Here is a 22,070-nt window from a genome sequence, read left to right on the forward strand (position 1 = left end):
TTCTTACTTTCTGAAATTAGGCTTACGTTCTTCTAAAAAAGATTCTACACCCTCTTTTGATTCCTCAGTTTCATAAAACAACTTGATAACTTGCATCCCAAGTGAGCCAATGCCTTTAATGAAATCTGAAGCCGCATGAAAAGATCCCCTGGCAATACTGATTACTGAAGGGCTAATGGCAAAGATTTCTTGATACCACCTCTCTAGTTCAGCTTGGGGAACAACCGCATTTACAAGCCCCCATTCCAAGCCTTCCTGTGTTCTATATTTCCAACTGACCTCGGCTTCGTAGTTTTTTGTCTTCAACACGACGCTTGAGTTTGAGGCGGTGAAGCTCCAACAGTCTTCCATTAATTGTCTTGAAATAAACAGTGAGCGCATCAGTTCCTGCTAGTTCAGTTGTAAAAATTCGAACGACAGGACCTGGTTCTATTCTGGTAATTGCGGTATTCTTTTTTCATTTCTTCAAATCTCAACAACATACAGGATCTTTGGATATGTAAATCAATAAGGTGGTCAGGCTTTGTGCTATTCAACCCCATTTTTCATTATTAAGATTAGAAATATGTAAAAATAGCTAAAAATTATTTATGTCATTAAATAATCTTAGATTAATGTAATGTCATAAATTAAACAATAGTAATTAAACTACTGCCAATTTAGTATCATTAAGTTTCGCATTTTGACCTAATAGGGGGAATCTCAGTTTATGAGTTTGAGTTGCAGGGGGGGCACAATTCCCAAAAACCAAAAAGGCTTTCAAGTTTTTTAAGCAAAGGTGTCCAAACTTCATGAGTAGAATAGGATATTGGAGGTGATTTTAGTTGGGGAATTAAAAGTATTTACTTCAATCAATTGCTTACCTATCTAATATGATTCCCTCTTGCGCCTGCAGTAATCTTTCCTTTTAGTATTCTTAAAACACATTGAATTGGTTCAATATATTTTCATTTGTCCATCGTTGATCAGTCAGTAATCGTCATTTAATCATCAAGTTTTCACTCACCGGACTATGGATAAGATTCATCAAGTATTGCTAAATGTTTTTGGCTTTGAACACTTCAGAGGAGCTCAGGAAACGATAGTCCAACACATTGTGCAGGGTGGTGACGCCCTAGTTTTGATGCCAACTGGTGCTGGAAAATCAATTTGTTATCAACTACCATCCCTTATTCGGAATGGTGTTGGTGTCGTTGTATCTCCTTTAATCGCTCTCATGCAAGATCAAGTGGATGCATTAAAGCAGTTAGGTGTTCGGGCTGCGTTTTTAAACTCTAGCTTAGATTTCGAAACTTCTCAAAAAGTTACGAAACAGTTATTGGCTGGAGATTTAGATTTAATTTACGTAGCACCTGAGCGACTGTTAAGTTCAAGTTTCTTATTACTTTTAGAGCGTTTGAATCTGGACTCAAAAATTGCCTTATTTGCGATTGATGAGGCTCATTGTGTGTCGCAATGGGGCCACGATTTTCGTCCTGAATATCGCCAATTAACTGTTTTACAGGAACGTTTTCCCCATATTCCAAGAGTAGCTTTGACCGCGACCGCAGATGCTCCAACGCGTGCGGAAATTATTGAACGATTATCTTTAGAGTCCGCGAAACAATTTGTCTCAAGCTTTGATCGTCCCAATATTCGCTATCGGGTTTTACAAAAAGATCATATTAAGCAACAGTTAGAAGCATTTTTAGATGCGGAGCATACCAATGACTCTGGGATTGTCTACTGTTTATCTCGGCGTAGTGTAGATGAAACTGCGCAATGGTTAAAAGATCGTGGTTGGGATGCAATGCCTTACCATGCAGGTTTAAGTACGCAAGTACGTGACTTCAATCAAAGACGCTTCTTACGGGAAGAGGGTGTGATTATGGTTGCGACGGTTGCTTTTGGCATGGGGATTGATAAGCCGAATGTTCGATTTGTGGCTCATCTCGACTTGCCTAAAAGTATGGAAGGCTATTATCAAGAAACAGGTAGAGCGGGTCGTGATGGGTTGCCAGCTAACGCATGGATGGCCTATGGCTTTGGCGATGTCGTGAGTCTTCGACAAATGGTCGACTCTGGGGATGCCTCCGAAGATCGGAAGCGGGTAGAACGTCAAAAGCTAAATGCCTTATTAGGTTACTGTGAGTCGATTACTTGCCGTCATCAAAGTATCTTGCGCTATTTTGGGGAAGATCACCCTGGATCTTGTGGGCATTGTGATAATTGTTTAGAGCCTGTTTCCACATGGCTCGCTACTGCTGAAGTACAAAAAGCCTTATCTTGTGTGTATCGAACAGGGCAGCGCTTTGGAGTGACCCATCTGATTGATGTCTTACTAGGCAAAGAAACTGTCAAAGTGAAAGAGTTTGGGCATGATACAGTCAGTACCTTTGGCATTGGTAAGGAGCTCTCTCAATCTGAGTGGAATAGTGTTTATCGTCAATTAGTCGCCGGTGGATTTTTGAATGCGGATATTGCGTTATACGGTGGTTTAAAACTAGTTGATGAATTGGCGTTGCCAGTTTTAAGAGGTCAGCAAGAAATGTGGTTACGGAAAGATGCTGGTAAAACGAAGAGTCAAATTTCTAAAGTTAGTAATTTAAAGAAGGCGCAACATGTGGTTACTAACTCTGCTGAGGAGCAGCTCTTTATTGCTTTAAAAGCACAACGCACGGAGTTGGCTCACGAACAGGGGGTGCCTCCCTATGTTATTTTTCATGATAGTACTCTTCTAGAAATGATGAAATTAACACCAACAAACTTAGAGCAGTTCAAACGTTTAAATGGTGTTGGTCAGGCTAAATTAGAAAAATACGGCCGTCAATTTATCGAAGTGATTCAATCTTTTCAAGATCAACTGGATCCTGAAAACTAACTAAAAATGGTTCTCTTCTCAGAAAAGCCAGTTCATTGCGCTTAAATCTTAATAATCAAGCCAGAATTTTCATAAGTTATTGAAATTTATTTAAAATAAATGTGGTTATTCGCATTAAATGAGTGAAATTGGTTGACAGAGATAGCGGTGTAGAAAATAATGTATTGTCGAATAAATTACCATAACATTCAAACCTTTATCAACAATACTTGTAGTTATATCTCTGAAATTAGCATGAGTTTCATTCTTGGCCCAGACAATTGAAAAAATTTAGTAAAGATACAGAAGAGAAGTTAATTAAAGAAGCGGAAAGCCTATCAGGCCTCCTTCGTAATCTTCATCAAGGTCAGTTTCAGATCAGAGAACAAACGCTTCGCGTTTTAAATATTTTCTTTGTCATTGCATTTGTGGTCATTTGTATTTTGTCGCATACCTTTTCCCTGGATATTCACAATACCATCCTACTCTCTGGAGGCTTAACGCTCACCCTGCTGGTCTTGTTTGCATTATTTAAGATTCAAAAGTTGCAGTTTAATCAAGGTGCCGGATTCATCATTGTTTTGAGTTGTCTCTTCTTTTATGTATTGGCCATTGTTGCCAAAGGCTCTGATCCATTGTTTTACCTCCCATCATTACTAGTATTAATTTCTATCATGATTAATCCTAGATGGTCCTTGATCTTTAATTTAGGTTTAATTGGCTTAGCCACTTACACTTTATTTGTTTCCTCGATTGATGAGAAACAATCAGCTCGAATGTTAATTGACTTCGTGACTGTCCTTCTGATCATGCAAGTAGTGATGCGTGAAAGAGGATTTCTGGGCGAAAAAACTGCCATGATCTTGGATAGTTTGAGTGAGTTATCTTCCAGGTTGTCGGTAAATTTGGTAGAAATCACTAAGGAGCGGAATGATGCTTTGTTAAGAGATTTTCAAACCGGACTTTTAACACCTAATTCGATGAGAAAAGAGTTAGGGCTTTATATGGAAAAAAACCCCAGTGAAGATTTGGTTCTTTGCAGCTTAAGAATATTGCAGCTGGACGAGTTTTTAATTATTAATAACAGTAAATTTGATGACTATATTTTAGATAATTTAGTCAAAAAAATAGGGAATCTGTTTAGACCAGAATTAACGGCGAGAACATCAAAGGGTGAGTTTGTTGGAGTGTTGAATAACATAACTGGTGAGCAGTTTACCGAAGCCAGTATTCAAAAAATATTTACTAATTTTCAGGCGAGTTTTGATATTAAAAATGAGTCTTTACTTTCTATTCAACGGGTAGGAATTGCATTTTGGCCGGACGATGGAAATAATGTTGATGAGTTAATCAGTAACTCTAATATGGCTTTATTAAAAGCCATTGAACTAGATACGATAAATCCAGTTTATTTCCATCATCAAATGTCCACGGATCTACAAAAGACCGTCAAACTCGCTAGTGAAATAGAAGAAGCAATTCTTGACAATCAATTTGAATTATTTTTTCAACCAATTGTTTTTAGAAACCCACATCAATTTTCAAAAGTTGAAGCTCTTTTGCGGTGGAATCATCCTCAATTAGGGTTGTTAGGTCCCAATTTGTTTATTCCCTTGGCAACTAATAATGGCAGTATTATCAAGCTGACAAACTGGGTCTTTGAGCAATCTATTGAAAAACTAAAAATTTTACAGAGCGAAAACTCAGCGGAATTCCGAGTCAGTATTAACTTCCCACCTGAGTGCTTAAACTATTGTGTCTCTAATCCAGAATACATCCATTACTTCAAGAGTTTTGGTAACGACATCCAAGGGATTGTTTTAGAAATTACTGAAGGCGCCCTGTTGTACGTTACTCCTGAAATCTTGAAAGTGATTCATGAACTGAAAGAGATTGGCTTTCAACTAGCTCTGGATGATTTTGGGATTGGTTATTCTTCATTGTCACAATTGAATCAGTTACCCTTTGATTATTTAAAAATTGATAAATCCCTGATTGATAATATTGAATCTAGTTCTAAATCTTTATTAATTTGTAAGTTTATTACGCAACTTGCCCATGAATTTGATTGCGAGGTCATTTCAGAAGGTGTTGAAACCACCCAACAATTATCTTTACTAGATGATGTAGGGATGGATTTTATACAGGGATATGTTTATTCAAGACCAATTCAGTTTGATGCCTTAAGAAATTTTGTAATTGATCCAAAATTGATTAAATAACTCGAATTCCTCACTATTCAAGTTCACCGCTGAATGATGATGGATAATATTAATTATTTACATTTCCATTAGCATAAGTTATGAACTCAATTCTCACTCCACATGCCCTTTCCACGCGCTTAAAAAGACACCAACTCACTACGCAAAGCGGTGATGTTGTATGGTATGAAATGGGGGTCGGTAAGCCTCTTGTTTTATTGCATGGTGGTTTTGGTAATCACCTGCACTGGGAAAAAAATATCGAGTTTTTTGGAAAAAATTACCGTGTTCTTGTTCCTGATATGCCAGGTTTTGGCGAGTCAGATAAAGCCCCTGAGCATACCATCGAGTCTTTATTAGTCCCTTTGATGGAGAGTCTTCATCAACTTATCAAGCCTGAGGATGAAATTGATGTTGTCTGCTTTTCATTTGGCGGATTAGTCGGCAGTCAACTAGCCATTGATCGTGGAAATGTTCGGCATTTAGCCATCTTAGGCGCAGTAGGTCACCATGTAGAGCGAAGACCAAGAGGGGAACTGATTAACTGGAAAGACGCATTTGCTAAACAGGATATGACTGCTTTATATGATTGCATGCGCCACAATTTATTAATGCACATGATTTATCAGGAGTCTGTGGTTGATGCGAATGCAGTTGATATTCAGACTCGTGCTTGCACAACTTGTCGCTTTAAAAGTAGAGAAATTTCTTGGTCTGGTGGACTATTTGAAAAATTAGAAAAAATTCAGGCATCTGCGTCCACTCAAATTATTCTTATTTGGGGTGAGTTTGATGTCACTGGAGATCCAAAAATATTAGAAGAAATTACTTTAATGAGACTTCCAACCGTAAGGACTCGAGTGTGCTTTGGAGCGGGTCACTGGATTCAGTATGAAAAGGCCGATGAAATAAATCAATTGTTGGCAGAGTGGTTGACAATACCTCCTATCAAAAAATAGGAGTCATCCTCTCTTTGCAATCATGATCGAGAGTCTTTCGGTCGATAGACGCGGGTACTTTAGACCCGATTGCTTCAATTTATTTGGCTTTTAGCAAGAAGCTCGCTTGATTTGCTGCAGATGAGTTAGTCGATAAAGGTAAATAATTATCGGCACTCCAAAGCCCCAAATATTCTCGATAGCGCTTACTTTGTACCCAACCAGATTGCCCACCAATGCCCATAAAAATCGATTGATCTAAGTTACTTAAATCATAAATCATTCTCATCCCTGGTGCTAAGTTAGCAGCATACGGCTCCTCTGGATTACTGTAATTCATCCGTCCTACATTGACCGTAAAGGTATCACCTGGGATTGGGGTATGTAATTCAAAAAGGCTCTTTAGAAAAGGTACGTTGCTCATTGGATGATGTTGACTAATGGCAGTATGAGCTCGACCCCATTTCCAAGCATTGGGGCTGTCCCCGTAACGTCTCGATACATAATCTAGCGTGAATTTTAATGCTTGAGGACTTAAATCTTTGCAAAGTTCTTTTTTCTCAGTCGCCGGCACATCACACCAGGAAGAGTCAGGATCATTCAGAATTTGAATGAGACCCTCTCTTAAATTTCGCTGACGATAAATCTCTTCAAAGAAAGTGCCTAGTTTTGGTTTGAAAACCAGCCTTGTCAATTGATCAACCCAAACATTAAAGATTAATGCACCCCCGTCATCAACTTTCATCTCACCCTGAAATCTGTCGAGCAAAGGCACCATTTTTTGGAAAGCAGGCTCTTGCCTTGCAGTTTCTTTGAGTAACTCTATCAGTGGTTGTGCAGCTAATGAGAGCGTATCTGCTTGAATCGCCATATTAGATGCCATGTCATGTTTTGGTTTAGCTTGAATGAGTTGATTGATTCGATCAAAACGATAGGGTGAAGACCAGTCTGCAGTTAAAGAGTATTGCGAATGATCGCCTTGGATTTTATGATTTGCCGTTGCAATCCCATTGGGATTCGAGGAAAAATCATGGGGTAATTCTTCCATAGTGAGATAGGCTCCCCATTCGTTTTTAGCCTCCCAGCCAAAAACAGGAGCTACTCCGGCCATACTATTTTGAGCTGTCCTCTTTGGAGCAACCCCCGCCGCCATGAAGCCAATATTGCCGTCTACATCGGCCATTACGATATTTTGCATGGGAGCATAAAAGTGACTAAAGGCTTTCTTTAAATCTTCGATCGAATTTGATTGATTGACATGAAGTAGAGCAAGGATGGATTGATTCTTTTTATCTAGAGCACTCCATTTCAAACTGACGACATACTTATCTGTATTAATTAACTTTTTTAAGGGTTCAAAAACATCCGAAATGACAGGGCCATGTTGTGTTTCTCGAACCAATAAGGAGACTGACTTCTGTCCTTTGACACTGATCGTTTCTCGACGAACTTTAAAAAACTCAGAACCAGTTGCTGTTACATATTGGCTAGGATTAGAAGTTTGAATCTGATCGATAAATAAATCTTGTACATCCGCGCCTGTATTGGTAAATCCCCAAGCTACCTTAGAGGTGTGGCCTAAAATCACACCTGGTAGGCCTGGCATTGAGCCACCAATAATGTTCATATCTTTGGATTTGAGGTGAACAAAGTACCAAGTGGAGGGGGTTGATAATCCTAGGTGAGGATCATTCGCTAGAATCGGTTTACCAGAAGTCGTTTGGGTACCTGAAAGTACCCAGTTATTTGAACCTTTACCATCTTGTCCCATCGGTAATAGGTCTTGAACTTGATAACTGTTGCTAGCTAGGGTTTCGACACTGTTTGAACTAGCCTGATAAATTCCTCGATCTTTGTATAGTTTGGCGAAATCAATCTTTGTCGCGGGTTGATCACCAGGATAGGGAGGTAAGATCTGCCAAATTTCATCGGTCGTCAAAACGCTGGCAAGTTGTAGCCGGATCACCTCCTTCGACCAGTTATCCCCTAGGTCTAAGGCCATCATCATCATCCAACTCATGCTGTCGATTGGTGTCCATAAACCTGGCTTGGTACCGAGTAGTATGAACTCTACTGGAAGAGCCCAACCAAGATCTGCGAAACCAGCATTAATGCCATTCGCATAGGCCTCGAGTGCGAGTTTTGTCTCACTTGGTAACTGTTCATATTGATTACGCGCAGCAGAACGAATCCCTAAAGTACGAATAAATTGATCAATCCGTAGCGATTTCTCCCCCAAAATTTCTGATAAGGAGCCAGAAGCTAGTCGACGATTAAACTCTAATTGCCAGCCTCGCTCTCTTGCATGCAGATAGCCTAAAGCATAGAGTGCATCATTGGTAGATTTTGCTTCAACATGAGGGATGTCACTTTCATCAAACGCAATCATGACCTCATCCCGAAGACCGGCTACGGTACTTTTGCCTTTCATGCTGGATTTAGCGGAATACAAATAAACCCCTAGCACTGATCCAATTAACATCAATAGAAAGAGCAAGCCTAAAAAAAAGTATTTAAAGAGTTTATTAATACGAGGATTGAAAAACTGATTTCGCATGGGTATTCTGATTTTCTCTTACTGATGATGTTGAACAGATGAACGTGGAGTCAATGATCTGTTTAGGCAAGCAAAATTGAATTTGATTCGAACAATGTCTATTGTAAAGTCTAGAAAGAAAAATGGCCTCATTACATACAATGAGGCCATTGTTGAAGTAGTCCGTGAATTAGTGACTACCGCCTAAATAGGCAGCAATAACAGCAGGATCATTTTTCAATTGGTCAGCGGGTCCATGTACCTTAATGTGACCGTTTTCCATCACGTAGCCATAATCTGCAACGGCTAAAGCCGCAGCAGCAAACTGTTCTACCAGTAACATCGTGACCCCTTGTGACTTCAAACGTTCAATGATGCGGAACACTTCATCCACTAATATTGGTGCAAGGCCCATTGATGGTTCATCGAGTAGAATCACTTCTGGGTTGAGCATGATGGCTCTGGCCATTGCTAACATCTGTTGTTCGCCACCTGAGAGCGTTCCAGCCAATTGATTTCTACGTTCTTTTAGACGTGGAAATAACTCCATCGCTTTCTCTAAATCGCCTTTTACATCCCCTTTAGGCCTACTAAAAGTTAAGCGAGGGAAGGCACCTAAGATTAAATTATCCGTCACTGACATGGTAGAAAACACTCTTCTACCTTCTGGTGAATGGGCAAGTCCTAAGCGAGCAACCTTAAAAGAGTCTGCCCCAGTAATATCTGTTCCATCCAAAAGAATTTGGCCACTGGTTGGTTTAATCATCCCAGTAATCGAACGCATCGTTGTCGTCTTACCAGCTCCGTTGGAACCAATGAGAGTAATGACTTGACTCTTCGGTACTTCAATACTGATGCCGTGTAAAACTTGAACCTTACCGTAACCAGCTTGTAAATTTTTAATTGATAACATATTTATTCCTTCGTATTAGAAATGATGGCTTAGGCTGGAGAACCACCTAAGTAAGCTTCAATCACTTTTGCATTACTCTGAATTTCAGAAGCAACTCCTTCAGCAATTTTTTCACCAAAGTCTAAAACAGAAATCTTGTCACAGACACTCATGACAACGTCCATATGATGTTCGATCAAAATGATCGTAATACCATGATCGCGGATTTTACGAATCACCGTCAACAACTCTTTAATATCAGGAGCCGTTAAACCTGCTGCAGGCTCGTCTAGTAATAACAAATTAGGATCTAAAGCTAATGCTCTAGCAATCTCTAACATCCTTTGTTTCCCGTAGGGCAGGTTGCGTGCCTCTTCATTGGCTAATGACTCTAATCCGACAAACTTTAGTAAGCCAAGTGCACGATGTCTAGCGCTACTTTCTTCTCTCAAGTAACGAGGTAGATGCAAAGAGACCTCAAACAAGTTCGACTCAAAAGAATGGTGCAGGCCAACTAAGATATTTTCAAGAGCAGTCATTTCACCAAATAACTGAACGTTTTGGAAGGTTCTAGCGATACCTGATAGGGCAATCTCAGAGGATGTTTTACCAACGACGCTTTGATTTTCAAATTTAACATCACCAGCAGTGGGGATATAAATACCGGTGAGGACGTTCATCATCGTACTTTTACCTGAACCATTCGGGCCAATTAAGCCATGAACAGTGCCACGTTTAATAGAAATATCCACTAAGTTAAGCGCTTTCAAGCCACCAAATTGCATTAAGATGGACTCGATATTTAGAATATTTGGCCCCTTATCAGCGGTATCGGCTTGACTAATAATGTTGTCGTAATTCTCATTCGTAATGACGGACTCAGTAATCGCTTCTACTTTTTTACCAAATAGGGAGATATAGAAGTTTCTAAAGAAACCGACAATACCATCTTGTAGGTAGTAAACAACGAGGAGGATCATGACTCCAAAAATACTCAGACGCCAATCAGTAATATTGTCTAGCCACAATGAAAATAGTGCTAAAGCAACTGTACCTAGAACTGGAATCGAAACTTTTTTCAAGTTGGTAATCCCTTTCGAAATTGCCAAAATTGAGCCTAAAGTAACGAGCGTTGCGAGCGTAATCGAAACGATTCTAAACAGACCAATATCATCAAGTAACTTCGGGAGCAGAACAATAATGGTTGCACCTAAGATTGCACCTAAGCGTGATTTACGACCACCCATGATGATGCCAAGGAGGAATAAAATGGTCAATTCGTTGTTATAGGTATTTGGCGAAATATATTTTTCTGAGTAAGAATACAGAGCGCCAGCAAATCCAGCAAACCCAGCACTTATCACAAAAGCGTACACTTTGAATCGATAAACTGACACACCCATACAGTCGCACGCGACAGGGCTATCTCTCAAAGCTTCAAAAGCACGACCAAGTTGTGATTTTAAAATGCGATGAACAACCACTAAGGCTAATAACATGGCTAAAGCAGCAATCCAGAAAAATTCTTTTTCTGATGCTTCATGACCAAATATCATGGGTTTAGTCAGTTTGATTCCTAACGGTCCTTCCGTTAAAAAACTCATTTCATTAATGAGAATCTGTAAGATCGTACCAAAGGCTAAGGTGACCATCGCTAAGTAGGGGCCAATTACCTTTAAAGCGGGAAGAGCTAACAAGCCGCCAAAAATTGCCGTCACAACAATCGCTGCAGGAACGGTTACATAAAAAGGCAAGCCCAAATGGAAGAAGAGCACACCAGCAGTGTAAGAGCCGACACCAAATAGACCAGCATGGCCCAGAGATACTTGACCTGTGTAACCCACCACGATATCTAATCCAAAAAGGAGAATGATATAAATCAAAATGGTTGAAGCCAAATGAATGTAGTAGGGGTTGTCAAGCACTAAAGGAAAGCACAGTAGCGCCACAACTGCCAACAATAAAGGGATTAATTTATTAATTTTCATCATACTTATACTTTTTTAATTGCTGTTTTACCGAATAGTCCAGAAGGCTTTAAGGCAAGGACTAATAGGAGTAATAGAAGGCCAGGTACATCTTTGTAGCCTGTGGAAATATAAAAGCCAGTCGTAGTTTCTGTAATTCCAAGGATCAGACCGCCAATAATGATTCCGAAACCACTCGATAGTCCACCAATAATTGCCACGGCAAATGCTTTTAAACCTAATGAAGCACCCATTGTGGCCCCAGTTAGAGTTAAGGGAGCAACTAATACTCCAGCAAAGGCCGCAGTTAATGAGGACAGAGCATAAGAGAACATAATCACAATACCGGTATTGATCCCCATCAAACTTGCTGCATCACGGTCGTTCGAGGTTGCTACGACTGCTTTACCGTAAATGGTTTTACGATTGAACCATTCAACCATCACCATCATCAGAATTGCCCCAGCAACCACTAAAATTTCCATTGGTAATATATTTGCACCTAGAAAAGGGATTGGGTCTTCACTGATGGGGGATGGGAATCTTAAATCGTCTCTGCCCCAAATATTTTCTGCTACGTTCTTGAAAATAATTCCTAAAGCGATGGTCGACATAATCCAACCAAATTCAGATTTGATTTTGATCGCAGGGCGCACACCTATAGCCTCTACAAAGCTACCTTGGAGCGCACCAAAGATACAAACGATAGGAATCATCAACCAGTAGTTGATGCCAAAATCCTCTACACAGGTAAGACCCACCAATGCACCAAGCATGAGCGCCTCACCCTGACCAAAGTTGAGCGTGCCTGATGTTGCAAACGTTAGTTGATATCCAAAGGCAATCACAGCATAAATCATGCCGAGTGCGATGCCGCTAAAGATTAATTGAATCAGAATTTCCATGGGATAACCAAAAGTTAGTTAATTAATGAACAACAGGCTATTATAAATAAAAAAGAGCCTTAAATAGACTAAAGGCGCTACAAAGGTAGCGCCTATTTTTACAACTGATGAGATATTAAAGAATTACTTCTTCTTTTTCAAGCGGATATCTGCACCTTTTTCAGCATCTTCCTGATAGGCATAAACCACACGACCATTTTTAACTTCACCCATTACTGGGATATTGTCAGTCACAGCTTCATGATCGGTCTTAGAAAATGGCTTGTCATAAACAGTCACAATACCTTCAACCTTGGTATTTAGATTTTCTAACGCATCACGAATTCTCTCACCATCTGTTGAGCCAGCTTGTTTAATCGCAGCCGCTAATAGATAGATTGAGTCGTAACCTTGAGCCGCTGAAACTGGCGAATCAATACGGCCATTTTTCGGTTTGAAGGTTTTTAAATAGGAATCAATAAATGCTTTACGTTTTTGCGTGTTGGCTTCTTGAATGAAGGTTTGTGGCATACGTGCACCTTCACCATTTTTACCTGCGGTATCAATGAAGTTAGCCATTGATAAAGTCCAGCTACCAATCATTGGTTTTTTCCAGCCAAGTTTTGCCATACCGTTGGCAATTTGTGCTAACTCAGGTCCAATAGCGTAGGTAAGAATAACTTCTGCGCCGGCTTCTTTTGCTTTTAACAACTGTGAAGTCATATCCACATCTTTAATGTTGAATTTTTCAACCGCAACAGGAGTAATGCCTTTTTCTGCGAGTGCTTTCAATAAGTCAGCTTTACCAAGTTCACCGTAGTTAGTGGAGTCAGCCAAAATAGCAACTTTTTTGAAACCACGTTTTTCAATCGCTTCTTTAACAATCATCGGTGCTTGAATTTCATCACGTGCTGCATTTCTAAAGATATAGTTATTTGGTTCTTTATCAAATTGCTTAGTAATGATCGTTCCAGTCGCCACGTTATTAAATACCGGAATTTTCGCATCTTGATAAATTCTTTGTGCAGCTAAAGCCACACCAGTATTAATAAAGCCAACGTCAGCAATAATTTTTTCGTTATTAACTAATTCTTGAGCAATTGCCACGCCGCGAGCATTTTGTGCTTCATCATCACGTTCAACCAATTGGATTTTTCTGCCAAAAATACCACCAGCAGCATTAATTTCTGTAGCAGCCAAACGAACGCCATCACGCATGCTGACCCCCATTGAAGAGGAGCCGCCAGTAAATGGTCCTGTGACGCCAATCTTAATCGTCTCTTGTGCCATTGCAGTGCCTACTAACAACGCACTTGCTAGTGCAATTGCTTTTAATTGGTTTTTGAATTTCATCTTCTCTCCAAGTTAAACGTTAAAAATCCTAAAAAAATGCTAAAAAACAATTTATCACAGTTCTGAATTCTAATCACAAGTAAATTTTTAATCACTAGGGGTTTGCCCTTTGAGATAAGTTTGTGCTATTATCTTTCTTTCGCGTGCCCGAGTGGTGAAATCGGTAGACACAGCAGACTTAAAATCTGCCGACTCAAAAAAGTCGTGCCGGTTCGATTCCGGCCTCGGGCACCATCTTTAATCGAATACCTTCACTGTATTCACTAGACTTTTTATAAGTCTTTTCTTAGCGTTGACTCCAGCGCATATCTCATCTGTACGCACATTCAACTTAACTCACAGTAAAATCGTGGGTGAAAATATAATGCAATCTTTTACTGAGTGATCTTCCCATGAAGCCTAATTTAATTCAAACTTTAATGACAGTTATTGCGCTGACTCTGTGGAGTACAACTGTTATTGCCAAAGATTTTCCGCAAAAACCTATTAATTTAGTTGTACCTTTTGCTCCCGGTGGTGGAACAGATAGCATTGCCCGTGATTTGGCAAAGAATTTAACGGAACAGTTGGGCCAAGCAGTGATTGTCGATAACAGGGCTGGTGGTGGGGGGGCTATAGGTGCTCAAATGGTAGCTAAAGCGGATCCTGATGGCTATACCTTGTTATTTGTGACTTCTACTTTTATTACGCATGCTGCTACAGAAACCACCTTAACTTATGATGTCATCAAAGATTTTTCCCCGATTGCGATGATTGGTCGGGGTCCTTTGATGGTGGTTGCAAATTCTGAATTGGGTCTCAATTCTATTCAGGATCTGATTAAATACACAAAATCTAATCCGACGGGAGTTAATTTTTGTTCGGCTGGACAAGGTAGCATTAATCATTTAGCGGGTGAGCTCTTTAAACAAAAAACTAGCTTAGAAATGACCCATGTGCCTTATAAGGGCAGTGGTCCAGCCACTCTTGATTTGCTTGCTGGTCGTGTACAAGTTTTTTTTGCGACCATGCCAACGATGTTGCAATATGTAAAAAGCAATAAAGTCACTTTGTTAGCGATGACGAGTGACAAAAGATCCAATCTTTTTCCACAAGTCCCGACCGTTGCAGAGTCTGGCGTTCCTGGATTTAATATCACTACTTGGTGGGGTGTTGTTGCCCCAGCAAAATTGCCCCCTGAAATTTTAAAAAAATTAAATCGAGAAATTCGTATTGCATCCGCCAAAGAGCCTTTAAAAACTAGGCTAGTCAATGAAGGTGCGACGCCTTTTCATACTGAGCCAGAAGAGATGCAAAACTTGCTAGAAAAAGAATTAAAAATGTGGCGAGAATTAGTAAAGACTGCAAATATTAAGGTCAATTAATGTCATCTACCTTTTATCAAGGTAATCCATTAATTGACTTCAGTTACAAAGCCGATCTTGGTTAAGCCCATTTTTTTGGAAGTACTTAGCACTTGCGCAACGATTTCATACATGACTCTTCGATCTGCCCTCAAGCTAACCTCTGGGGGAGGGTTGTTATTAGCAGCAGTTTGAGCTCTTTGTGAATATTCCGAAAGACTCACTTGTTCATTATTCCAATAAATCTGACTATTTTTATCAATCGAGACTTGTATCATTTCTGGTTTTGCAGCGCTCACCGAGCTACTAGCTTTGGGGAGTTCAATTTTGACTGAATGTTGAATCACCGGTAAGGTCACAATGAAGATGATCAGTAGTACCAACATAACATCAACAAAAGGCGTCATATTGATTTCAGCCATCAGTCCTTGATCGTCGTTATCGGAAGGGTTACTAAATGCCATATCAAGCCCTTTTATCCGTTGAAGTGGTCATCATAAAGGTATGTAAGTCTTCGGCAAAGTGCTTGAGTTCATTCACAATGTCACGATTGGCTTTGTTAAGTGCGTTATATCCAAGTACTGCGGGGATCGCAACGGTAAGGCCTAATGCGGTCATCACTAAAGCTTCTCCGATGGGACCTGCGACCTGATCTAAGGAGGCTGAGCCTGTCAAACCGATGGTCATCAGGGCATGGTATATACCCCACACTGTACCAAATAGACCAATAAATGGTGCGGTAGCGCCAGTTGATGCCAAGAATGCAAGGCCATTTTGTAGGTTTTTAATAATGGCATCTAGTTCTGATTTAATGGAACTAGCTAACCAATCTTCTGCAGTTAAATGCTTCGATAATGATTTATTACTTGCCAAGGCTTCAATCGATACTCGATGCTCTTGAGTGACGCGGTAGGAAGTCGTCGCCAATTGTTGGAATGGATTGATATCCGGTTTGGAAAAATAATTTAAACCATCCTGCCAAGAGGTTTGCTTCCAAAACTCACTTACTTCGGCGCTAAGTGATTTAATTTTCCAAAGATGAATGAATTTAGTCACTAATACAAACCAAGAGCCAATGGACATCAGAATCAGCAGAATAGCCACGAAATGGGATATGGTATCCCCCGAGGCCCAGAAATGGGCAATACCAAATTCGGATGAGGTCATAGTTGGATTCATAATTTTTTCTCAGTTAATATTTTAATTCAACGATTCATTTCAAATTTAATCGATATTCCGGCACTAACGCTAGTTGGATTGCCATCGACTAAATAGGGACTAAAGCGAATTCTGGAACACAACTCTTCTGCGGCTTTATCCAAGCGTTTAAAGCCGCTAGAGCGAAGGACCTGGGTTCTTGCAACGGAGCCAGTCTCGTCAATATAAAGAATGACACCTACTGTACCTTGTTCCCCAATATCTTTTGAAATTCTAGGATAAAAAACATTTGTGTCCGGTTTGTAAATCATTTTTAATTGACTTAACTTAATGGAGCCACCCTCTACGCCAACCTCGTTGTTACTTTGAGTTTGAGCAGCTTTACTCACAGGTGCGGCAATTTTAGTATCTTGTGGACTAGCAGTGGCCTCAGGAGCAGGCTCAGAAATTGTTTTTTTCTGTGAGATTTCTTTGACTGGTTCCGGCGTTGGCGTACTTAATGCTTTTGATTTTTCTGGAGCAATTGCAAGTATTTTTGGCGGTGGTGGCGATTTTTCCGGCGGCTTGGGCACTTCTTTTATCGGCTCAGGTGGCTTTGGCTTCGGGACGCTTGAAGGTGGAATTAACTCTGCTTGTAGCATTTCAACCTTCTCTGGAACTTGGCTATTTTTGTCAAATTGTTGTAAGGTAATCAGCAAAGCGGCATGCACTAAAACGACGATCAAAAAGATCACGAGATCGCGAAGATGTTTTGAGAAGACTTGCATCATAGGGCGACTGAAACTGCTTCTAACTGAGTATTGGGGTTTTGACAACCGATTAAATGATTCGTTTGATCTAGGATCAATTGGGCATCACCGGTTGTGAATAATTTTACTCGGGTAGTTTGTTGACTCGGCACTACCAGGATTTTCCGGGCTAATTGTTTAATGATGGCAGAGCTCGTATCAATCACCTGTAATTGATTTCCAAACTTCTTTTGAATCATAGGAATTAAGAATGGATAGTGCGTACAACCTAGAACTAAAGTATCAGCTCCAAAATCAACAAAGGTTTGAACGTATTTTGTAATTAATTCTTCCAGCTCAGGCGCATTCAAATTTCCCTTTTCTATCAGCGGTACTAGACCAAGTCCAGCTTGAGTGATAAATTGACAATCGCCCACTAAAGACTCCAGTAGGCGTTTAAACTTTTCACTAGATAGTGTGCTTTGGGTAGCTAAAACGCCTATTTTTTTATTGGGACTTAAAGCGGCAGCCGGCTTAATGCCTGGCTCAACACCAATAATAGGGGTACTTTGAAAATGATCTCGAATCATGGCGATTGCTTGGGCAGTAGCTGTGTTACAAGCGACAACAATTGCTTCACAGCTTTGTTCCTCAATCAACCAACTGCATAGTTTTAAACTGCGATTAGCTACCCACTCACTGGGGCGCTCTCCATAGGGCGTATTAGAAGAATCTGCCAAATAGACGTATTCATGTCCTGGTAATTGGCGTAATGCTTCATTCAAGACGGAAAGTCCGCCTATGCCTGAGTCGAATACGCCAATCTTAGTCAATGAATGATTCAGTTAGGATTGAGAAAAGATTTACATCACTTTGACTGGAATCTTACCAATCTTAGCTTGCCATTCTAAAGGCCCAGTATTGTGTACTGAGGTACCTTTTGAATCTACAGCTACAGTAACAGGCATGTCCTTGACTTCAAATTCGTAAATCGCTTCCATGCCTAAGTCAGCAAATCCAACTACCTTCGCCGTTTCAATTGCTTTAGAAACAAGGTATGCTGCTCCGCCAACCGCCATGAGATAAGCTGCTTGGTGTTTTTTGATGGCTTCAATAGCTGCTGGGCCACGTTCGGCTTTACCAATCATCCCAATCAATCCAGTATTTGCTAGCATCATTTCAGTAAACTTATCCATTCTGGTCGAAGTGGTTGGACCTGCAGGACCAACGGCTTCATCACGGACTGGGTCTACTGGTCCAACGTAATAAATGACTTTGTTTTTAAAATCAACTGGCAATGCTTCACCTGCCGCCAACATTTTTTCGATACGTTGATGGGCCGCATCACGGCCGGTATACATTTTGCCGTTCAGAAGAAGTGTTTGTCCTGGTGTCCAACTTGCAACTTCTTCTGGCGTTAATGTATCGAGATTGATTCGCTTCGATTTTTCTGTATCTGCTTTCCAAGCAACATCAGGCCAGTCGTCTAAATTTGGCACCGGTAAGATCGCTGGGCCTGCGCCGTTCAGGTGAAAATGAATATGACGTGTTGCAGCACAATTTGGAATCATCGCAACCGGTAAAGAAGCAGCATGGGTTGGATAATCTAAGATTTTCACATCCACTACTGTGGTCAAACCACCTAAACCTTGTGCACCAATTCCTAAAGAATTTACTTTTTCAAAGAGTTCCAAGCGTAACTCTTCCACTTTGTTTTGCGGGCCTTTTTCAATCAAGTCATGAATATTAATGGGGTCCATTAAAGATTCTTTAGCTAATAGCATCGCTTTTTCAGGTGTACCACCAATACCAATCCCTAAAATGCCTGGAGGACACCAACCAGCACCCATGGTAGGGAGCGTTTTTAAAACCCAATCAACAATTGAGTCTGAGGGATTGAGCATCACTAGTTTGCTTTTGTTTTCAGATCCACCACCTTTAGCCGCGCAAATCACGTCAACGGAATCCCCTTCAACGATTTCATAATGAATGACAGCCGGTGTGTTGTCCTTCGTATTGGATCTTTTACCTGCAGGATCTCTTAAGATAGATGCTCTTAACGGGTTTTCATGATTTCCGTAGGCACGTCTGACACCTTCGTTGACCATGTCAGTAACACTCATCTTGGCATCCCACTGAACATTCATCCCGACCTTTAAGAACACTACAGCAATACCTGTGTCCTGACACAAGGGACGTTTGCCTTCAGCACACATCCTGCTATTAGTCAAAATTTGTGCAATTGCATCCTTTGCAGCTGGGCTTTCTTCACGATCGTAAGCCTTCCCTAATGCTTGGATATAGTCAAGCGGGTGATAGTAGGAAATATACTGAAAGCCATCAGCGATACTTTTAATAAAGTCTTCTTGTCGGATAATTGTCATAGTAAGAATTAAAGAGGGTTTATATTAGTAGAGAGAAATTGAAATTGAATAAAACTAAAACTTAAACAATATTTTAATTTTAATGGTTTTAACTCGAATATCTAAAAAAGCTCCATGATTTAATAAAAATAATTAAAAAAATGATGGTTTATATGGATGTCCATATCATTTAGATGGTTGTATTCTTAATAAGTTAGTCAATTTATATTATAGGAGAGAAGCATGTCCGGAATGTCCCAATTGTTAGTTGAAGATCGTCTTTTTCAAGCACCTAAAGCATTTTCTAAAAAAGCTGCCATTTCTAGCATGAAGCAATACAAAGCAATGTGCCAGGCTTTTGAAAATGATTTTGATGGTACTTGGGCGAGATTAGCAAAAGAGACTCTCTATTGGAAGAAGCCTTTTAAAACGGTTTTAGATGAATCTGAAGCACCTTTTTATAAGTGGTTTTCTGAGGGCACCACGAACGCGTCCTATAACTGTACGGACAGAATTATCAAGGCAGGCTTAGGTGAAAAAACCGCGATTATTTTTGAATCAGATGCAGGAGATGTGACTCGTATTTCTTATCAAGAATTACATGAAAGAGTGTGTAAATTTGCCAATGGTTTGCGTGCTTTAGGCGTTGGTAAAGGTGATCGAGTTGTGTTGTATATGGCAATGTCCATCGAGGGTGTGGTTGCCATGCAGGCCTGCGCTAGGATTGGTGCAACGCACTCAGTCGTGTTCGGTGGATTTTCAGCTAAATCTTTAGAGGAAAGAATTGTTGACGTTGGTGCAACCACCGTTATTACAGCTGATGAACAAATGCGTGGCGGTAAACAATTACCTCTGAAAGCGATTGTTGATGAAGCACTCGAATTAGGTGCTAAATCCATTGTGAAAAATGTGATTGTTTATAAACGGACTGGTTCTGAGACAGTGCCTTTTACTCCAGGACGTGATCATTGGATGCACGATGTTAGTGCGAAACAATCAAAAAAATGTGAGCCTGAGTGGGTTGAGGCAGAACATCCTTTATTCGTTCTCTATACATCTGGTTCGACTGGTAAGCCAAAGGGTGTCGTTCATGCTACTGGCGGCTATTTATTGTGGGCTAATTTAACGATGCAATGGACTTTTGATCTTCGTCAAAATGACGTGTTTTGGTGTACTGCAGATATTGGTTGGATTACTGGTCACAGTTATATTGCTTATGGGCCACTTTCCGTTGGTGGTACTCAGATTGTCTTTGAAGGCTTGCCGACTTATCCAAATGCGGGACGTTTTTGGGACATGATTGAGCGCCATAAAGTAAGTATTTTTTACACTGCGCCAACTGCTATCCGTTCATTAATCAAAGCATCTGATTTAAATCCTGATACACATCCAAAGAACTACAAACTAAAAAGTTTGCGTTTGTTGGGTTCTGTTGGTGAGCCGATTAATCCAGAAGCGTGGATGTGGTATCACAAGAATGTGGGTGGTGAAAAGTGTCCGATTGTTGATACCTTCTGGCAAACCGAAACGGGTGGCCATATGATTACGCCATTACCTGGAGCAACACCTCTCGTGCCAGGTTCTTGTACGCTACCTTTGCCCGGTATTATGGCAGCGATTGTTGATGAAACAGGTCAGGATATGCCGAATGGCCAAGGTGGTATTTTGGTCGTGAAAAAGCCATGGCCGTCGATGATTCGTAATATTTGGAATGACCCAGAGCGTTTTAAAAAGAGCTATTTCCCAGCAGATTTAGGGGGTAATTTATACCTTGCGGGCGATGGGGCAATCAGAAACGCTAAAACGGCTTACTTTACAATTACCGGTCGAATTGATGATGTCTTGAACGTGTCAGGACACCGTATGGGAACCATGGAAATTGAATCATGCCTAGTGGCACATAGCGATGTAGCGGAGGCAGCGGTTGTCGGTCGGCCAGATGATTTAACTGGGGAAGCAATTGTGGCTTATGTGGTTCTCAAAGGAGCTAGACCAGAAGGTGAGGCAGCACAGAAAAAAGCCTTAGAACTGCGGAATTGGGTCAACAAGGAAATTGGACCAATTGCTAAACCAAAAGAAATTCGCTTTGGAGATAATTTGCCGAAGACCCGTTCTGGAAAAATCATGAGAAGACTATTGAGAGTCCTAGCGAAAGGTGAGGATATTACTCAAGATACTTCAACCCTAGAAAATCCAGGAATCTTAGAGCAACTCAAACATGCCGTGTAATTCTCAGCTTTGAAATAAAGGTTGTTATTTATATTTAAGGGGGCTTCGGCTCCCTTATTTAATTATTTTTATGATCAAATTTGTAGTCAGCATGAAACAAGAGGCTAAGAATTTATAAAGAAATTCAAACTCAACGTATAATAGTCAATTCCAGCGGAAGGGTGGATGAGCGGTTTAAGTCACACGCCTGGAAAGCGTGCGTAGGTTAATCGCCTACCGCGGGTTCGAATCCCGCCCCTTCCGCCAGTAATTTAATCAGAGCCCCTCTAAACAGGGGCTCTTTTTTGCTCTGTAGAACCTCAGTGAGAGACTTTTAGGCTAAATGACTCCAGAAACCTTAGAAAAACTAGTCTCGATGAAAATGCCCTATGGTAAATATGCCGGGAGACTTCTATGCGACCTGCCAGGAAATTATTTGGCTTGGTTTGCTCGAGAGGGCTTTCCCAAAGGACAACTCGGCGAACTCCTTGAACTAATGCATACCTTGGATCACAACGCACTTACGCATTTATTAGATCCATTAAAAAAACATCCAAAGTCTGTAGGCTCTTCACCATAATCGGGGGATGAGCATTTATTAAACACGATTAATTACTCCATTCCAACCGCATAAAGCCAAGACTCTCAGTCGGTAGTTTT

The 22,070-nt window shown here is 40.5% G+C and carries 17 protein-coding genes, 2 tRNA genes and 1 pseudogene; 8 read left to right on the plus strand and 12 right to left on the minus strand.

From position 1 onward, the window contains the following. Positions 1 to 3 precede the first annotated feature (3 nt). Positions 4 to 381: an enoyl-CoA hydratase-related protein gene (locus tag B8983_RS03345; RefSeq protein WP_084282657.1), complete on the minus strand. Its 378-nt coding sequence runs from the start codon at positions 379 to 381 to the stop codon at positions 4 to 6. A gap of 13 nt (positions 382 to 394) precedes the next feature. Continuing rightward, positions 395 to 442, minus strand: a pseudogene (locus B8983_RS14445) (hypothetical protein); the annotation flags it as partial. 570 nt (positions 443 to 1,012) lie between these two features. Here B8983_RS14445 and recQ point away from each other — a divergent pair. The 3 genes from recQ to B8983_RS03360 all read left to right on the plus strand — a co-directional run bounded on the left by recQ (position 1,013) and on the right by B8983_RS03360 (position 5,999). Beyond that, the gene (recQ, locus tag B8983_RS03350) at positions 1,013 to 2,860 is read left to right on the plus strand and encodes a DNA helicase RecQ (protein ID WP_084282659.1); all 1,848 of its coding nucleotides are present in this window, start codon (positions 1,013 to 1,015) and stop codon (positions 2,858 to 2,860) included. A gap of 260 nt (positions 2,861 to 3,120) precedes the next feature. Beyond that, the gene (locus B8983_RS03355; protein ID WP_084282661.1) at positions 3,121 to 5,061 is read left to right on the plus strand and encodes a GGDEF domain-containing phosphodiesterase; all 1,941 of its coding nucleotides are present in this window, start codon (positions 3,121 to 3,123) and stop codon (positions 5,059 to 5,061) included. Between the two features lie 80 nt (positions 5,062 to 5,141). Beyond that, on the plus strand, positions 5,142 to 5,999 hold the full coding sequence (locus tag B8983_RS03360) for an alpha/beta fold hydrolase (protein WP_084282663.1): 858 nt from the start codon (positions 5,142 to 5,144) through the stop codon (positions 5,997 to 5,999). A 79-nt stretch (positions 6,000 to 6,078) separates the two neighbouring features. Here B8983_RS03360 and B8983_RS03365 read toward each other — a convergent pair whose 3' ends face one another. The 5 genes from B8983_RS03365 to B8983_RS03385 all read right to left on the minus strand — a co-directional run bounded on the left by B8983_RS03365 (position 6,079) and on the right by B8983_RS03385 (position 13,610). Further along, positions 6,079 to 8,460: a penicillin acylase family protein gene (locus tag B8983_RS03365; protein WP_159460798.1), complete on the minus strand. Its 2,382-nt coding sequence runs from the start codon at positions 8,458 to 8,460 to the stop codon at positions 6,079 to 6,081. 244 nt (positions 8,461 to 8,704) lie between these two features. Then, the gene (locus B8983_RS03370; protein ID WP_084282667.1) at positions 8,705 to 9,427 is read right to left on the minus strand and encodes an ABC transporter ATP-binding protein; all 723 of its coding nucleotides are present in this window, start codon (positions 9,425 to 9,427) and stop codon (positions 8,705 to 8,707) included. Positions 9,428 to 9,456: 29 nt separating this feature from the next. Beyond that, positions 9,457 to 11,394: a branched-chain amino acid ABC transporter ATP-binding protein/permease gene (locus B8983_RS03375; RefSeq protein ID WP_084282708.1), complete on the minus strand. Its 1,938-nt coding sequence runs from the start codon at positions 11,392 to 11,394 to the stop codon at positions 9,457 to 9,459. A 5-nt stretch (positions 11,395 to 11,399) separates the two neighbouring features. After that, positions 11,400 to 12,278 (minus strand): branched-chain amino acid ABC transporter permease, encoded by an 879-nt coding sequence (locus B8983_RS03380; protein ID WP_084282669.1) that lies wholly within the window; start codon positions 12,276 to 12,278, stop codon positions 11,400 to 11,402. A 123-nt stretch (positions 12,279 to 12,401) separates the two neighbouring features. Beyond that, positions 12,402 to 13,610: an ABC transporter substrate-binding protein gene (locus B8983_RS03385; RefSeq protein WP_084282670.1), complete on the minus strand. Its 1,209-nt coding sequence runs from the start codon at positions 13,608 to 13,610 to the stop codon at positions 12,402 to 12,404. Between the two features lie 145 nt (positions 13,611 to 13,755). On the opposite strand from B8983_RS03385, the gene B8983_RS03390 reads away from it, so the two are divergent. Together B8983_RS03390 and B8983_RS03395 are read left to right on the plus strand one after the other, a co-directional pair. Further along, a tRNA-Leu gene (locus tag B8983_RS03390) sits at positions 13,756 to 13,844 on the plus strand. A gap of 158 nt (positions 13,845 to 14,002) precedes the next feature. Continuing rightward, positions 14,003 to 14,974, plus strand: a complete 972-nt coding sequence (locus B8983_RS03395) for a tripartite tricarboxylate transporter substrate binding protein (RefSeq protein WP_084282672.1) — start codon at positions 14,003 to 14,005, stop codon at positions 14,972 to 14,974. Between the two features lie 29 nt (positions 14,975 to 15,003). Here B8983_RS03395 and B8983_RS03400 read toward each other — a convergent pair whose 3' ends face one another. The 5 genes from B8983_RS03400 to B8983_RS03420 are packed head-to-tail and all read right to left on the minus strand — an operon-like array spanning position 15,004 to position 19,223. After that, a complete protein-coding gene (locus B8983_RS03400) occupies positions 15,004 to 15,417 on the minus strand; it encodes an ExbD/TolR family protein (RefSeq protein WP_084282674.1) in 414 nt (137 codons plus the stop codon). Position 15,418: 1 nt separating this feature from the next. Further along, positions 15,419 to 16,132, minus strand: a complete 714-nt coding sequence (locus tag B8983_RS03405; RefSeq protein ID WP_143736079.1) for a MotA/TolQ/ExbB proton channel family protein — start codon at positions 16,130 to 16,132, stop codon at positions 15,419 to 15,421. A 26-nt stretch (positions 16,133 to 16,158) separates the two neighbouring features. After that, a complete protein-coding gene (locus B8983_RS03410) occupies positions 16,159 to 16,881 on the minus strand; it encodes an energy transducer TonB (protein WP_084282676.1) in 723 nt (240 codons plus the stop codon). After that, on the minus strand, positions 16,878 to 17,672 hold the full coding sequence (gene murI / locus B8983_RS03415; protein ID WP_084282678.1) for a glutamate racemase: 795 nt from the start codon (positions 17,670 to 17,672) through the stop codon (positions 16,878 to 16,880). The genes B8983_RS03410 and murI overlap by 4 nt, the downstream gene beginning before the upstream one ends. 30 nt (positions 17,673 to 17,702) lie before the next feature. Further along, positions 17,703 to 19,223 (minus strand): fumarate hydratase, encoded by a 1,521-nt coding sequence (locus B8983_RS03420; protein ID WP_084282680.1) that lies wholly within the window; start codon positions 19,221 to 19,223, stop codon positions 17,703 to 17,705. Between the two features lie 231 nt (positions 19,224 to 19,454). Between B8983_RS03420 and acs the strand changes: the two genes are divergently transcribed. The 3 genes from acs to B8983_RS03435 all read left to right on the plus strand — a co-directional run bounded on the left by acs (position 19,455) and on the right by B8983_RS03435 (position 21,990). Then, positions 19,455 to 21,431 (plus strand): acetate--CoA ligase, encoded by a 1,977-nt coding sequence (gene acs / locus B8983_RS03425; protein WP_439650335.1) that lies wholly within the window; start codon positions 19,455 to 19,457, stop codon positions 21,429 to 21,431. A gap of 155 nt (positions 21,432 to 21,586) precedes the next feature. Beyond that, positions 21,587 to 21,677: transfer RNA gene (locus tag B8983_RS03430), tRNA-Ser, on the plus strand. Between the two features lie 76 nt (positions 21,678 to 21,753). Continuing rightward, on the plus strand, positions 21,754 to 21,990 hold the full coding sequence (locus B8983_RS03435; protein ID WP_084282684.1) for a DUF3820 family protein: 237 nt from the start codon (positions 21,754 to 21,756) through the stop codon (positions 21,988 to 21,990). Positions 21,991 to 22,070 lie beyond the last annotated feature (80 nt).

It is taken from the genome of Polynucleobacter kasalickyi (genome assembly GCF_900176405.1).
Lineage (GTDB): Bacteria > Pseudomonadota > Gammaproteobacteria > Burkholderiales > Burkholderiaceae > Polynucleobacter > Polynucleobacter kasalickyi.

Coding starts and splice junctions, on each gene's coding strand:
- B8983_RS03345 (WP_084282657.1), bottom strand. CDS start 381: ATGCGCTCACTGTTTATTTCAAGACAATTAATGGAAGACTGTTGGAGC.
- recQ (WP_084282659.1), top strand. CDS start 1,013: ATGGATAAGATTCATCAAGTATTGCTAAATGTTTTTGGCTTTGAACAC.
- B8983_RS03360 (WP_084282663.1), top strand. CDS start 5,142: ATGAACTCAATTCTCACTCCACATGCCCTTTCCACGCGCTTAAAAAGA.
- B8983_RS03365 (WP_159460798.1), bottom strand. CDS start 8,460: ATGTTAATTGGATCAGTGCTAGGGGTTTATTTGTATTCCGCTAAATCC.
- B8983_RS03370 (WP_084282667.1), bottom strand. CDS start 9,427: ATGTTATCAATTAAAAATTTACAAGCTGGTTACGGTAAGGTTCAAGTT.
- B8983_RS03375 (WP_084282708.1), bottom strand. CDS start 11,394: ATGAAAATTAATAAATTAATCCCTTTATTGTTGGCAGTTGTGGCGCTA.
- B8983_RS03380 (WP_084282669.1), bottom strand. CDS start 12,278: ATGGAAATTCTGATTCAATTAATCTTTAGCGGCATCGCACTCGGCATG.
- B8983_RS03385 (WP_084282670.1), bottom strand. CDS start 13,610: ATGAAATTCAAAAACCAATTAAAAGCAATTGCACTAGCAAGTGCGTTG.
- B8983_RS03395 (WP_084282672.1), top strand. CDS start 14,003: ATGAAGCCTAATTTAATTCAAACTTTAATGACAGTTATTGCGCTGACT.
- B8983_RS03400 (WP_084282674.1), bottom strand. CDS start 15,417: ATGGCATTTAGTAACCCTTCCGATAACGACGATCAAGGACTGATGGCT.
- B8983_RS03405 (WP_143736079.1), bottom strand. CDS start 16,132: ATGAATCCAACTATGACCTCATCCGAATTTGGTATTGCCCATTTCTGG.
- B8983_RS03410 (WP_084282676.1), bottom strand. CDS start 16,881: ATGATGCAAGTCTTCTCAAAACATCTTCGCGATCTCGTGATCTTTTTG.
- B8983_RS03420 (WP_084282680.1), bottom strand. CDS start 19,223: ATGACAATTATCCGACAAGAAGACTTTATTAAAAGTATCGCTGATGGC.
- acs (WP_439650335.1), top strand. CDS start 19,455: ATGTCCCAATTGTTAGTTGAAGATCGTCTTTTTCAAGCACCTAAAGCA.
- B8983_RS03435 (WP_084282684.1), top strand. CDS start 21,754: ATGACTCCAGAAACCTTAGAAAAACTAGTCTCGATGAAAATGCCCTAT.